General features: G+C 69.8%; 13 protein-coding genes. 9 read left to right on the top strand and 4 right to left on the bottom strand.

Annotation, left to right across the window (positions count from 1 at the left end; all coding sequences use genetic code 11):
• Positions 1-88 precede the first annotated feature (88 nt).
• Positions 89-1,351, top strand: coding sequence for a hypothetical protein (locus SM757_RS03925; RefSeq protein ID WP_029001672.1), 1,263 nt, complete (start codon positions 89-91; stop codon positions 1,349-1,351).
• 22 nt (positions 1,352-1,373) lie between these two features.
• Here SM757_RS03925 and SM757_RS03920 read toward each other — a convergent pair whose 3' ends face one another.
• Positions 1,374-1,619, bottom strand: coding sequence for a heavy-metal-associated domain-containing protein (locus SM757_RS03920; RefSeq protein ID WP_051244359.1), 246 nt, complete (start codon positions 1,617-1,619; stop codon positions 1,374-1,376).
• Between the two features lie 239 nt (positions 1,620-1,858).
• On the opposite strand from SM757_RS03920, the gene cueR reads away from it, so the two are divergent.
• Positions 1,859-2,284, top strand: a complete 426-nt coding sequence (gene cueR / locus SM757_RS03915) for a Cu(I)-responsive transcriptional regulator (protein WP_169517157.1) — start codon at positions 1,859-1,861, stop codon at positions 2,282-2,284.
• A 32-nt stretch (positions 2,285-2,316) separates the two neighbouring features.
• Here cueR and SM757_RS03910 read toward each other — a convergent pair whose 3' ends face one another.
• Positions 2,317-2,715: a DUF305 domain-containing protein gene (locus tag SM757_RS03910; protein ID WP_064736106.1), complete on the bottom strand. Its 399-nt coding sequence runs from the start codon at positions 2,713-2,715 to the stop codon at positions 2,317-2,319.
• Positions 2,716-2,838: 123 nt separating this feature from the next.
• Between SM757_RS03910 and SM757_RS03905 the strand changes: the two genes are divergently transcribed.
• From SM757_RS03905 to SM757_RS03880, 6 genes are all read left to right on the top strand, one after another.
• The gene (locus SM757_RS03905; RefSeq protein WP_029001670.1) at positions 2,839-3,249 is read left to right on the top strand and encodes a hypothetical protein; all 411 of its coding nucleotides are present in this window, start codon (positions 2,839-2,841) and stop codon (positions 3,247-3,249) included.
• Between the two features lie 94 nt (positions 3,250-3,343).
• The gene (locus tag SM757_RS03900) at positions 3,344-4,636 is read left to right on the top strand and encodes a TolC family protein (protein ID WP_029001669.1); all 1,293 of its coding nucleotides are present in this window, start codon (positions 3,344-3,346) and stop codon (positions 4,634-4,636) included.
• A 5-nt stretch (positions 4,637-4,641) separates the two neighbouring features.
• Entirely contained in the window at positions 4,642-6,321 is a 1,680-nt protein-coding gene (locus SM757_RS03895; RefSeq protein ID WP_029001668.1) for an efflux RND transporter periplasmic adaptor subunit, read from the top strand.
• Complete coding sequence (locus SM757_RS03890; RefSeq protein WP_029001667.1) at positions 6,318-9,467, top strand: efflux RND transporter permease subunit; 3,150 nt, start codon at positions 6,318-6,320, stop codon at positions 9,465-9,467. Before SM757_RS03895 ends, SM757_RS03890 begins: the two co-directional genes overlap by 4 nt.
• A 10-nt stretch (positions 9,468-9,477) precedes the next feature.
• On the top strand, positions 9,478-10,101 hold the full coding sequence (locus SM757_RS03885) for a YqaA family protein (protein WP_238446929.1): 624 nt from the start codon (positions 9,478-9,480) through the stop codon (positions 10,099-10,101).
• Positions 10,102-10,103: 2 nt separating this feature from the next.
• Positions 10,104-10,487 carry a copper-binding protein gene (locus SM757_RS03880; protein WP_043461577.1) on the top strand — a complete coding sequence of 128 codons (384 nt, stop codon included), beginning with the start codon at positions 10,104-10,106 and terminating at the stop codon, positions 10,485-10,487.
• Between the two features lie 41 nt (positions 10,488-10,528).
• Here the strand turns inward: SM757_RS03880 and cadR are convergent, their stop codons facing one another.
• Entirely contained in the window at positions 10,529-10,978 is a 450-nt protein-coding gene (cadR, locus tag SM757_RS03875) for a Cd(II)/Pb(II)-responsive transcriptional regulator (RefSeq protein WP_043461575.1), read from the bottom strand.
• A 96-nt stretch (positions 10,979-11,074) separates the two neighbouring features.
• Here cadR and SM757_RS03870 point away from each other — a divergent pair, with 96 nt between their 5' ends.
• Positions 11,075-13,018: an FTR1 family protein gene (locus tag SM757_RS03870; protein WP_084151200.1), complete on the top strand. Its 1,944-nt coding sequence runs from the start codon at positions 11,075-11,077 to the stop codon at positions 13,016-13,018.
• A gap of 86 nt (positions 13,019-13,104) precedes the next feature.
• Here the strand turns inward: SM757_RS03870 and SM757_RS03865 are convergent, their stop codons facing one another.
• Entirely contained in the window at positions 13,105-13,638 is a 534-nt protein-coding gene (locus SM757_RS03865) for a hypothetical protein (RefSeq protein WP_029001665.1), read from the bottom strand.
• Positions 13,639-13,648: the final 10 nt, after the last annotated feature.

Genomic DNA, 13,648 nt, shown 5'->3' with positions numbered 1-13,648 from the left:
AGCATCGATTGATCTGCAGGGCATCGCCGCAGTCACCGCCTCTTACCATTCCCGGCCTTACAAGACGCACAAGACCTGGACTCCCGCGATGCACGACACCCTGGCGATCCTCATCGAGCACTGGAAAGCCGATCCCCACAGCACCTACAACACCTGGTTCCTCTGGGATGAGCGGCTCAAGAACTTCCGCTCCATCCGCCGCGGCATCGGGCAGGTCGTGCGCGAGATCGAGGCCGGGACCTTCGGCAATGCCTACCGCGGCTCGGCGCTGGAGACGGTGGTCGCGTCCGTCGCCGAGCAGCGCCAGCTCTTCAAGGGCGCGGACCACGCCTTCTTGTGGAAACCCAAGCTGCGCATTCCCGACATCTACGAGAACGCCGCCAACCAGCGGGCCTTCGCGCGGCTGCTGCACAGCTGTGACTGCTGCGACACGGCCGAGGCCGTGGGCGAGGCTATCCAGCGCATCGACGCGCTGCAGATCAAGGGCCTGGGTCCGGCGGTGGCCAACCTGCTGTACTTCATCCACCCGACCCTCGTGATGCCCTTCAACACCGCGATGGTCAGGGGCTACAACGCAGTGACGGGCGGCAACGTCAAGCTCGGACGCTGGGACCACTACCTCTCGATGCGAGAAGGCGCCATCCGGCTCAACCAGGCGCATCGCACGCAGCTCTCCAACGACCTGGGCGCCATCGCCGGGCTGCTCTTTGACATCGGCAGCGGCCGCTATGCCGCGCCGCCACGTGCGGACGATGCGGCGGCCCTCCAGGCCTGGGAAGCCGACCTGCAAAAGGTACGCGAGGAGTCCGCGGCGGCCCAAAAGGCCTGGGCGGCGGAGAAGGAGAACGACACGACCCACACGCAGGTCCAGGGCTGGCTGCGCGACCTGGGCCATGCGCTGGGTTTCAAGGTCTGGATCGCGGCCAACGACCGCAGCCGCGAGTACGCGGGCGGGCGGCTCTCCGACGGGTGCCTGGCGGAGTTTCCACCCACGGCGGGCACGGGGCTGGACGCAGTGCGCCTGATCGACGTGGTATGGATCGATCCGGCCAGCGCGAAGGTGGCCGCAGCCTTCGAGGTCGAGCACTCGACATCGATCTACTCCGGCATCGTGCGCATGCTGGACCTGGCGCTGGGATGCGAGATCGGCGAGGGCAGCGTGCTGTTCCTGGTCGCACCCGACAACCGGCGCGAGGACGTGCGGCTGCAACTGCAGCGCCCGGCCTTCTCGCGCGTGTCGTCGCTGGGCATCCGCTACCTGCCCTACGGCGAGCTGCAGAAGAACCTGGAGCCGATGCGGCGCTTTGGCTCCGGCATGAAGCCGCTGCTGGAGATCTCGCAGCGGCTGTAGTCGCAGCCCCCTTGGCGCCCCTTCAGCGGCAGCCGCAGCCACAGCCGCCGCGCGCAGGGCCTGTGGCAGGGATGGCCGCGGCTGGCTCGTAGCCGGCCTCGGAAAGCGCCTGGGCCAGCGCCTGGCGCTCCAGCGTGCTCTGGACCCTGACCTTCTTGTCGGCCAGGGTCACATCGACCCGGGCCGCCGGATCGGCGGCCTTGAGGGCCTGGGTGATGGCGCCGACGCAGTGGCCGCAGCTCATCTCGGGGACGGTGAACTCGATCATGGTGACCTTCCTGGCTGGTGGGTTGCTGATGCCCGACAGCTTCAACCTTCCCACCATGGGAAGGTCAACACCTGTTCTCTCGAACTGCACCCACCGACATGGACATGGGTCACGATGACTTGACCTTGCCATCATGGAAAGCTTCATGCTGAATGGCGAAGTGTCTGCGCACCGACCCACCCTGCAAGGTGCGCCCAAACCGCCGCCGTCCAAGACAAGCCCATCACGAGGAGCCCGCCATGCCTGCTGCCGCCACCGAGACGCCCGTCCTGAACATCGGCGAGGCCGCCGCGCGCTCGGGCGTCTCGGCCAAGATGGTGCGGCACTACGAGTCGCTGGGGCTGCTGCCGCAGGTGCGGCGCACGGACTCGGGCTATCGTCAGTACGGCGAGCGGGAGGTGCACATGCTGCGCTTCATCCGCCGCTCGCGTGACCTGGGCTTTGGCATGGCGGAGATCGCCGAGCTGCTCAAGCTCTGGCAGAACCGCCGGCGCAACAGCGCCTCGGTCAAGCGCATCGCGCTGGAGCACGTCGCCGACCTGGAGCGGCGCATCGCCGAGATGACGGCGATGAAGCAGACGCTGCAGCGTCTGGCTTCGTGCTGTCACGGCGATGAGCGCCCAGACTGCCCGATCCTGGACGACCTTGGGCAGCTTGGTCGTTAGTAGCGGCAGTGGCCCTGCCGCTCAACCGGGCCTTACTTGCGCGACTGCAGCCACTTGTCGAACTGGCCAATCTCCTTTTGCTGATCGCGCACGATCTTCTGCGCCATCTTCTTGAGCTCGGGCGACTTGGCCTGCTTGAGGTAGGCCTGTGACATCTCGACCGCCTGCTGGTGGTGCATCTTCATCATGGTGGCGAAGTCACGGTCGGCATCGCCCGTGGGCTTCATCTGCTGCATCTGCTCCATGCCGCGCATCATGGTGCCGTGCATGTCCATCGAGCCCGAACCGCCCGATTGCATCGACGAGGAGCCTTGCCCCGAGGAGCCCATTGGCGCCGAAGCCTGTGCATGGGCGGTACTGGCGGCGAGGCTGCCCAGGCAAGACAGGGCAACGGCGCACACGCGCAGGCACAAGGTGCGGTTTGTTTCCATGGCGGTCTTCCGTGAAAAAGGCGCCGCATTCGAGGCAAGCCCCATTCCCGCATGCCGTCCATTTGTTACGGGATCTTGAGCAAGCTCAATTCCGGCCGGCGCCGCGCGCCTAGACTGCCTCCCATGTTCCTGACCGTCCGTCACCGTCGCAGCCTGGCCTCCTGGCTGGCTGCGTTCGTGCTGCTGGTGCAGCTGGTGACGGCCGCCTATGCCTGCCCGCAGGCCAAGGTGCCCTCCGCTCCCATGCCCGCCGACGCCGTGCTCATGCACGACTGCGACGGCGACATGCACGCCACGATGGACCCCGACCAGCCGCAGCTGTGCAAGGCGCACTGCGACCAGGGCACCGCTTCCGTGACACCGCAGCCGGGCACCGAGCCCGGGGCGGCGCTGGCTGCCCTACCGGTGCTGCTGTGGGTGGTGCCGGTCCTGGCCGTTTCGCCATCGGTCGCAGCCCGTTCGCGGCCGCCCACGGACGGCGCCCCGCGCGGCTCGCCTCCCATTTACCTGTCGCACCTCTCACTTCGGAATTGACCTGACGGGTTGCTTCCAGACGGCACGCCGCCATCGGCGTGCGCGCTGGGCTCCCGTCTTTTGTCCTTGGTCACTGGATTTCCGAAGGTCCGCCATGTCTGTCTTCTTCCCGGGTGCGCGCCTCGCGCAACCCGCCGCTGCCGCGCCACGGCAGCCTCGGCTGCGCCGTCTGGCCGCCGCTTGCACCCTGGCGCTTGTCGCCCTCCACGCTCCCATCGCCTTTGCCGCCCTGAGCTTCACTGAAGCAGTGGACCTGGCGCGCCAAGTCTCGCCGGCGCTGCGCGCACAGCAGGCGGCAACCGCTGGCGCGCAGGCCGCGGAGCCCGCCGCCGCGGCGCTGCCGGACCCGCGCCTGTCGGTGGGCGTGGAGAACCTGCCCGTCACGGGCATGGACCGCTGGAAGCTCACGCGCGACTTCATGACGATGCAGCGCGTGGGCGTCATGCAGGAGATGCCCAACCGCGCCAAGCGCGAGGCCCGCACCCAGCTGGCACAGGCCCGCACCGAGCGCGAACGCAGCCTGGCCGCCGTGGCGGAGCTGCAGGCCCGGCGCGAGGCGATGCGCGCCTGGCTCGCCGTGCACTACGCCGAACAGCGGCTGGGCCTGCTGGAGGACTTCCGGCGCGAGAACCGGCTGCTGCTGCAGACCCTGCCCGCGCGCATCGCCGCGGGCGGCGCACAGCCCACGGATCTCACCATGGCGCGGCAGGAAACGCTCGCGCTGGACGACCGGCAGGACGAGTTCCAGCGCGACGTGGCCAAGGCTCGCGCCACGCTGCGCCGCCTGGTGGGCCCGCGCGCCGACGAGCCGCTGGCCGGTGAGCCACCGGCGCTGACCGTGCGCGCCGAGGCCGTGCGGGAGGCACTGCACCGCCACGTCGAGCTGCAGCCCTTCGAGGCGATGGCCGCCATGGCCCGGGCCGAGATCGGCGAAGCCGAGTCGGAAAAGCGCGGCGACTGGTCCTGGGAAGTGGCCTATGCCCGGCGTCCCCGCTATGACGACATGGTGTCCTTCCAGCTGAGTTTCGACCTGCCGCTGCGCCAGGGGCAGCGCCAGGAGCCGCAGGTTGCGAGCAAGCGCCGTGAGCTCGAGCGCGTGGAAGCCGAGCGCGAGGACACGGCCCGGCGCCACGGGGAAGAGGTCGAGATGCAGCTGGCCGAGCTGCAGGCGCTGGATGCGCAGGCACAGCGGCTGCGCACGGACGGCCAGCGCCTGGCCGCCGAACGCGTGTCGCTTGTCACCACCGCCTACCAGGCCGGCCGCAGCGACCTGGGCGCGGTGCTCGCCGCGCGCGCTGCGGCGCTGGAGCAGCGGCTGCGCACGCTGAGCCTGGACGCCGAGCGCGTGGACCTGCGCGTGCGCCTGAACACCCTGACTGCCGAGTGAGCACCATGAACACCCAACCCAAGAAGATTGCCCTGGCCGTCGTGCTGCTCGCCGCCGGCATGGCCGCCGGCTGGGGGCTGGCCACCTGGCGCACGCCCTCGCACATCGGCACCGATCACGCCGGCGCCACGGCGCCGGCCGCTTCCACCGAGCGCCAGATCCTGTACTGGTACGACCCGATGAAGCCGGACATGAAGTTCGACAAGCCGGGCAAGTCGCCCTACATGGACATGCCGCTGCAGCCCAAGTACGCCGACGAGGCCGGCGGTGCGGCAGCCGGTGGCGTGGCGGTGTCGCCGCAGGCCATGCAGGCGCTGGGCCTGCGCGTGGCCACGGCCGAGAAGCGAACGCTTGCCACGGCGGTGGACGCCGTCGGCACGGTGCAGCTCAACGAGCGCGACGTGAGCATCGTGCAGGCGCGTGCCAACGGCTTCGTCGAGCGCGTCTATGCCCGCGCCCCGGGCGACGTGATCGGCACTGGCGCGCCGCTGGCCGACGTGCTGCACCCGGAATGGCTGGCCGCGCAGCAGGAATACCTGGCCGTACGCGCCACCGGCGACGCGTCGCTCACGGCTGCGGCACGCCAGCGCCTGGTGCTGCTGGGCATGCCTGCGGGCCTTGTCGAGCGCGTCGAACGCGAGAACCGGCCCGTGGCGACGACCACCATCACCACGCCCGGCGGCGGCCTGATCGCCGAGCTGATGGTGCGTCAGGGCATGACGGTGGCGCCGGGCATGACGCTGGCGCGCATCAACGGCCTGGGCACGGTCTGGGTCGAGGCCGCGCTGCCGGAGGTGCAGGCCTCCAGTGTTGCCATCGGCCAGCCGGCCAGCGTGCGCCTGGCGGCTGCGCCGGGCGAGGCGCTGCGCGGCAAGGTGCTGGCCATCCTGCCTGAGGCCAGTGCCGAGACCCGCACGCTGCGCGTGCGCATCGAGCTGCCCAACCCGGGCCAGCGGCTGCGTGCGGGCATGTTCGCCCAGGTGCAGCTGCAAGGCGGTGCCCAGGGCGAGGCGGTGACGGTGCCGGCAGAAGCCGTGATCCGCACCGGGCGCCGCGCGCTGGTGTACGTGGTGGACGCGCCGGGCAGCTACCGCCCGGTCGAAGTGGAGCTGGGCCCCGAGGTGGGCGAGCGCATCGCCGTGCGCCGCGGCATCGAGCCCGGGCAGCAGGTGGTGGCCTCCGGCCAGTTCCTCATCGACTCCGAGGCCAGCCTGCGCGGCATCGTGGCGCAGGCCACAGCCGGCACGGCGCCGGCGCCCGCTGCCCTTGCAGCCGCGCCCGGCCATGAAAGCGCCCACGGGGCCGCCCCCGCGGTTGCGGCGACGACCAAGGCTGTCCAGCCCGCGGCTGTCCCGGCCACCTACGAGACCCGCGGCAAGGTGGTCGAGGTCGAGGGCGACACCATCACGCTGGACCACCAGGCGGTGGCGGCGCTGAAGTGGCCGCCCATGACCATGCCCTTCAAGCTGGAGCGGCCCGGAATGGCCAAGGGGCTCAAGGGCGAGGACCCGGTGCGTTTCAGCTTCCGCATGCAGGGTGACGAGGCGGTCGTCACGGCGATCACGCGCGACGGCGCGGCGCCGGCCAGGCCAGCCGCGGCTCCCGTGCCAGCACCCGTGCCACCGCAGGATGCGCATGCCGGCCACGATGCCCACGCCGGTCACGGCACGGGGAGCGGACAATGATCGCCAGCCTCATCCGCTGGTCGGTCGGCAACCGCTTCCTGGTGCTGCTGGCCACCCTGTTCCTTGCCGCCGCCGGCATCTGGGGCCTGCGCACGACGCCGGTTGACGCGCTGCCGGACCTCTCGGACGTCCAGGTCATCATCCGCACCACGCTGCCGGGCCAGGCGCCGCAGATCGTGGAGAACCAGGTGACCTACCCGCTGGCCACCACGATGCTGTCGGTGCCCGGGGCGCGCACCGTGCGCGGCTACTCCTTCTTTGGCGACAGCTTCGTCTACGTGCTGTTCGAGGACGGCACGGACCTGTACTGGGCGCGCTCGCGGGTGCTGGAGTACCTCAACCAGGTGCAGGGCCGGCTGCCCGCCGGTGCCAAGACCGCGCTGGGCCCGGATGCCACGGGCGTGGGCTGGGTGTTCCAGTACGCGCTCGTTGACCGCAGCGGGCGCAATGACCTGTCGCAGTTGCGCGCGCTGCAGGACTGGTTCCTGAAGTACGAGCTCAAGAGCCTGCCGGGCGTGGCCGAGGTCGCCACCGTAGGCGGCATGGTCAAGCAGTACCAGGTGGTGCTCGACCCCGTGAAGCTCGCGGCCTACGGCATCACGCAGGCCCAGGTGCGCGAGGCGCTGATGGCGGGCAATCAGGAAAACGGCGGCTCGGTGCTGGAGCTGGCCGAGGCCGAGTACATGGTGCGCGCCAGCGGCTACCTGACGTCGCTCGACGACTTCCGCAACATCCCGCTGGCCGCGCGGGCGGGCGTGCCGGTCAAGCTCGGCGACGTGGCCACGCTGCAGATCGGCCCCGAGATGCGCCGCGGCATCGCCGAGCTCGACGGCCAGGGCGAGGTCACGGGCGGCATCGTCATCCTGCGCTCGGGCAAGAACGCGCAGGAGACCATCCACGCCGTCAAGGCCAGGCTCGCAGAGCTGCAAAAGAGCCTGCCCCAGGGCGTCGAGGTCGTCACGACCTACGACCGCGGCGCGCTCATCGAGCGGGCTATCGACAACCTCAAGGACAAGCTTGTCGAGGAGTTCATCGTCGTGGCGCTGGTGTGCGCGGTGTTCCTGTGGCACCTGCGCTCGGCGCTGGTGGCCATCATCGCGCTGCCGCTGGGCGTGATGGCTGCCTTCCTCGTGATGCGCTGGCAAGGGATCAACGCCAACATCATGTCGCTCGGCGGCATCGCCATCGCCATCGGCGCCATGGTGGACGCGGCCGTGGTGATGATCGAGAACGCGCACAAGAAGCTCGAAGCCTGGCAGCACGCTCACCCGGGCCAGGAGCTCAAGGGCGACGAGCGCTGGAGCGTCATCACCAGCGCAGCGGAGGAGGTAGGCCCCGCGCTCTTCTTCTCGCTGCTCATCATCACGCTGAGCTTCATCCCGGTCTTCACGCTCGAAGCCCAGGAGGGGCGGCTCTTCGGGCCGCTGGCCTACACCAAGACCTACGCCATGGCCGCGGCCGCGGGCCTGTCGGTGACGCTGATCCCGGTGCTCATGGGACTGTGGATTCGCGGGCGCATTCCTGATGAGCAGAAGAACCCGATCACGCGCGTGCTCATCGCGGTGTATCGCCCGGTGCTGGAGTGGGTGCTGCATCGGCCGCGCACGACGCTCGCCCTGGCGGTGCTGGTCTTTGCCAGCACGCTGTGGCCGCTGTCGCGCCTGGGTGGCGAGTTCCTGCCGCGCATCGACGAGGGCGACCTGCTCTACATGCCCTCGGCCCTGCCGGGCCTCTCGGCCCAGAAGGCCTCGGAGCTGCTGCAGATCACCAATCGCATGATCCGCACCGTGCCCGAGGTGGAGATGGTCTTCGGCAAGGCCGGCCGCGCCGAGACCGCCACCGACCCGGCGCAACTGGAGATGTTCGAGACCACGGTGAAACTCAAGCCCCGCGAGCAGTGGCGCGCGGGCATGACGCCCGAGAAGCTGGTGGAGGAGCTGGATCGCACGGTGCAGATCCCGGGCCTGGCCAACATCTGGGTGCCGCCCATCCGCAACCGCCTGGACATGCTGGCCACCGGTATCAAGAGCCCCATCGGCGTGAAGGTCACGGGCGGCAGCCTCGCCACCATCGACCGCGTGGCGCTGGACGTCGAGCGCATCGCCAAGGGCGTCCCCGGCGTGTCCTCGGCCCTGGCCGAGCGGCTCACCGGCGGGCGCTACATCGACGTGCAGATCGACCGCGCCGCCGCAGCGCGGCTGAACCTGAGCATCGCCGACGTGCAGGCGGTGGTGGCAGGCGCCATCGGCGGCGAGAACGTGGCGGAGACTGTCGAAGGGCTGGCGCGCTTTCCGATCAACCTGCGCTACCCGCGCGAGTGGCGCGACTCGCCCGAGCGACTCTCCAGCCTGCCCATCCTCACGCCCATGGGTCAGCAGATCACGCTCGGCACGGTGGCCAAGATCCAGGTCACGGACGGCCCGCCGCTGCTCAAGAGCGAGAACGCACGGCCCTCGGGCTGGGTCTACGTGGACGTGCGCGGGCGCGACCTCGCAGCGGTGGCCAACGACCTGCGCGCCGCGGTCACCAAGGACGTGAAGCTGGAGCCGGGGATGAGCCTGGCGTACTCGGGCCAGTTCGAGTACCTGGAGCGCGCCAACGCCCGGCTCAAGGTCGTGGTGCCGGCGACCCTTCTGATCATCTTCGTGCTGCTGTACCTGACCTTCAAGCGCTTCGACGAGGCGCTGCTCATCATGGCCACGCTGCCCTTTGCGCTCACGGGCGGCATCTGGTTTCTGTGGGTGCTGGGCTACAACATGTCCATTGCTGCGGGCGTGGGCTTCATCGCGCTCGCGGGCGTGGCGGCCGAGTTCGGCGTGGTGATGCTGCTGTACCTCAAGCACGCGCTGCAGGATCGGGCCGACCAGGGCCTGGCGCCCAGCCGCGACGTGGTGCTCGACGCCATCCGAGAGGGGGCGGTGCTGCGGGTGCGGCCCAAGGCCATGACGGTGGCCGTGATCCTGGCGGGCCTGGTGCCCATCGTCTGGGCCACGGGCACGGGCTCCGAGGTCATGAGCCGCATCGCCGCGCCCATGCTCGGCGGCATGGTCACGGCGCCGCTGCTGTCGCTGTTCGTGGTGCCGGCGGCCTACGTGCTCATGCGCGCCAGGAAGGCACGCAGCGCGGCACAGCCCCGGCACCCGTGACGCGCACGCCGTGGTGTTGCGTCCCACGCTGGAGACCGGGCTGCTGCGCAGCCTGACGCGGCACGCGCAGCACCGGGGCTTCCCGGTGGTGGTCGCCGGCATGGCGCTGGCGGCCACCTTGTCGATGAGCGTGCCCTTCGCCTCGATCCTCGTGGCCGCCGTGCTGCTCGCCCCCCGGCGCTGGTTCGCGCTGGCGCTGGGCGGCAGCCTGGGCTCCGCCGCGGGGTCAGCGCTGCTGTACCTGGTGTTTCACCATTTGGGCTGGGCGCGCTTCTTCGACAGCTATCCCGAGGTCGTGCGCTCGGCGGCCTGGCTGGATGCAACCCGGTGGCTTGGCGCCTACGGTACCCCGGCGCTGCTGCTGATCTCGGCATTGCCGCTGCCCCTGACGCCGGCGCTCATGTTCGCGGCCATCTCGCGGCTGCCCGTGGCCCAGGTCATCCTGGCGCTGTGGGCCGGCAAGCTGCTGAAGTACGTCGTCTATGCTTGGCTCGCAGCGGCGTTTCCGGCAACGAGGCTGCGCACCCGGCAGCGCCAGCTCGACGCCCTGGGCGCGGCTCTCAGCCACGCGACGTCGCAGCGCGAGGCGCCGGAGACTTCGCAGGGCAACGAGCAGCCTGCTTCAAAAAGGTGAGCATGCGAGCAAGATCAACGAGCATCCCTTTCGCAGCCGTGGCACTGTGCGCGGCTGTCATGGCGGCTCAGGGTGCCGAGCCAGCGCCGGCTGCCGCTACTGCTGCCACTGCGAAAGCATCGACGGCTGCGCCGGCCACGTTCCAGGGCAGGGGCAAGCTACTCGACCTCGATGTCCCCGACCGGCTGATCACCGTGGACCACGACGACATGCCGAGCCTGGGCATGCCGGCCATGACGATGGACTTTCCGGTGGCTGCCTCGGTTGATATGGGCACCGTTACCGCCGGGCAGACGGTGAGCTTCGTGTTGACGGTGATCAGCGGGATACTGACGGTGACGGAGCTGCGGCCGGTTGGAAACCTTCAAGGCGGCACGAAGCAGTGACATGCCCCCTGACGCCGCCCCAGGTAGCTCTGCCCTGGCCTTCAGTGGCAACCTTTGACGTGGCTCGACCGATGCGAACGCGATGAAGGCGCCTGGTTGGCTGCCTGCGTGAGTTCGTTGAGAATGCCGCAGTCCCGTGCTTGCTGGCCCTGGTTGCACTGCTGGCGCAAGTCCTTGAGAGCCTTCTCCAGTGAGCGCAACTCGCGGATGCGCTGTGCCACATGCCCGATGTGCTGGTCCAGCAGCGCATTGACCTCGCCGCAGTTGTCCTCGGGCGCGTCCTTGTAGCGCAGCAGCACCCGGATCTCGTCGAGCGTCATGTCGAGGTTGCGGCAGTGGCGCACGAAGGCCAGTCGCTCCACGTGCGCCGCCGTGTAGACGCGGTAGTTGCCCGCCGTGCGTTCAGGCTCGGGCAGCAACCCCTCGCGTTCGTAGAAACGGATGGTCTCCACGGCCGTCCCCGTCTGGCTGGCCAGTTCGCCGATCTTCACGTTGCCTCTACCGCCATGCAGGCCATTGAATGAACAGCGCTTGACTCTACACCCGCTATAGGGTTTCCAATACAGGGAACGATAATCATTCCCATCATGAAGAACGTCCTTGTCCGACTCCTTGGCACCTTGCTGGCGCTGTGCCTGTGGTGCAGCCTCGCTGCAGCCAACGACACCCCTTCCGAAGCCTCCGTCAGGCAGGTGTGGCAACTGCTGGACTACGTGGGCGTGGACTACGGTGGTGCCGTCGCCGATGGCAAGGTCTTGAGCGAGGCGGAGTACGCCGAGATGCGCGAGTTCGCCGCCAACGCGCTGCGGCAAGCGCAAGCGCTGCCCCCGAACACCGCGCGCGAGCGCCTGGTGGCGGCGGTGGCGGCCGTGCAGCAGGCGGTGGAGCAGCGGGTGCACAGCACCGAGGTGGCCGCGCTGGCGCGGCAGGCCGGCGACCAGCTCCTGGCGGCGTACCCGGTGCCGGTGGCGCCCAAGGCATTGCCGGACCTGCAGCGCGGCGCGGCGCTGTACCAGGCGCAGTGCGCAAGCTGTCATGGCGCCGGTGGCCACGGTGACGGGCCCCTGGCGGCCCGGCTCGACCCCAAGCCGGTGGCCTTCACCGAGCGCGAGCGTGCGCGCTCGCGCAGCGTGCTTGCGCTCTACCAGATCGTCACGCAGGGCGTGGGCGGCACGTCCATGCCCGGCTTTGCCAGCCTGCCGGAGTCCGATCGCTGGGCGCTGGCATTCTTCGCCGGCGGGCTGTCGTACGACGCGGCCATGCGCGAGCGCGGCCAGGCGCTGTGGAAGAACAGCTCGGCGGCCAGGACGCAGTTCGGCGACCTCGCCGCCGTCACGACGACCACGGAAGGCGCAGCCGCCACGGCCCTTGGTGCCGACGAGGCCCGGGACGTGGTGGCCTACCTGCGCTCGCAGCCGCAGGCCGTTGCCCAGGGCAAGCCCACGGGCGTGGCGCTGGCGCGCGCGCAGCTGCAGCGCAGCGTCGCCGCGGCACGCGCGGGCAACTTCCCGGAGGCGACCCGGCTGGGCCTGTCCGCCTACCTCGATGGCTTCGAGCCGCTGGAGCCGACGCTGTCCGCGCGCAACAAGGATCTGACGGCACAGGTCGAGGCGCGGATGCTGAGCTATCGCGGGGCGTTGGCCTCTGGTCGGGCCGAGGAGGCCGCGGCGATGGCTCAGCAGCTCGACGGCGTGTTCGCGCAGGTGGAGTCCGAACTGGGCAAGGGCGCAGCCGACCCCGTGACCACGTTCCTGGGCGCGCTGACCATCCTGCTGCGCGAAGGCGTCGAGGCACTGCTCATCATCGTGGGCATGCTGGCGTTCCTGCGCAAGGCGCAGCGCCACGACGTAGTGCGGCATGTGCACGCGGGCTGGATGAGCGCGCTGGCCGCCGGCGGCGCAACGTGGGGCGTGGCCACCTACGTGGTGGGCATCAGTGGCGCCAGCCGTGAGGTGACGGAGGGGGTTTCCTCGCTGTTTGCCGCGCTCGTGCTGCTGGCCGTGGGGCTGTGGATGCACCAGAAGAGCAGCGCGGGGCGCTGGCAGGCGTACCTCAAGGACAAGCTGTCGTCGGCGATGTCGCGCCGCTCGGCCTGGGCACTGTTCGCGCTGGCCTTCATCGCGGTCTACCGCGAGGTGTTCGAGACAGTCCTGTTCTACTCGGCGCTGGCCGTCGAGGGCAACGGCGCCGCACTGCTGGGCGGGCTGGCGGCCGGGGTGGCGATCCTGGCCGTCATCGCCTGGGCGCTCATGCGCACGAGTGCGCGCATGCCCATCGGCAAGTTCTTCTCGATCAGCTCGGTCCTGGTGGCCCTGCTGGCCGTGGTGCTGTGCGGCAAGGGCGTGGCGGCCCTCCAGGAGGCCGGCTGGCTCTCCGCGAGCCCCATTCCTTCGCCGCGCATCGAGCTGCTGGGGCTGTTTCCTTCGCTGGAGACCGTGACGGCACAGCTCGTCGTGCTGGCCATCGCGCTGGTCGGTTTCCGGCTCAACGCGCTCTCAGGCCGGCGTGCCCAGCCACCGCGGGCGGCTTGAGTAGCCGCAGCCAGGGAACCTCGTCGCCCGGGCAGGCGCAGCGCACTGCCGGGCGCGTGGCCGCCAGCGGCGGCCGTCCTTCCTGGCTACTTCGCCGGTGCGGCAGCCGGCGGATTCATCATCCACTGCTGGTGCCACATCATGTGGTCCATCATCATCTGCTGCATCGGCATGTACTGGTCCGTCATGTACTGGCGCTGGCGAATCTGCTCGGGCGTGAGGCTGGAGTAGTAGCCGCGCATGTGGTCCCAGCCCATCATCGGGCCGCGCATCATCCCGGGGCCACCCGTCATGTTGCCCGCGCCGCCCATGCAGCAGGCCATGGCGCCACCGGGTCCCCACATCGAGTGCATCGCGGTCATGGCGGCCTGCATGCTGCTCCAGTGCTCCTGCATCAGCTTCTGGCGCTCCTGGGGGTCCTGCGTGGAGCGGATGCGCTCCATCTGCGCCTGCATCTGGCGCATCTGCGCCTGCACCTGGGCCATCTGCTTGTCGAACTCGGCCGGATTGGGCGCCGCAGGCTGAGCCTGTGTGCTGCCGCTGGGTGCCCCCCCTTGCTGTGCGCATGCCGGCAAGACCAGCGCTGCGGCAACTGCCATGGCAAGAACTCGCTTGTTCATCACGGACCTC

It is taken from the genome of Azohydromonas lata (assembly GCF_034427735.1).
Lineage (GTDB): Bacteria > Pseudomonadota > Gammaproteobacteria > Burkholderiales > Burkholderiaceae_C > Azohydromonas > Azohydromonas lata.
This window is presented reverse-complemented; position numbering and strand designations above follow the sequence as displayed.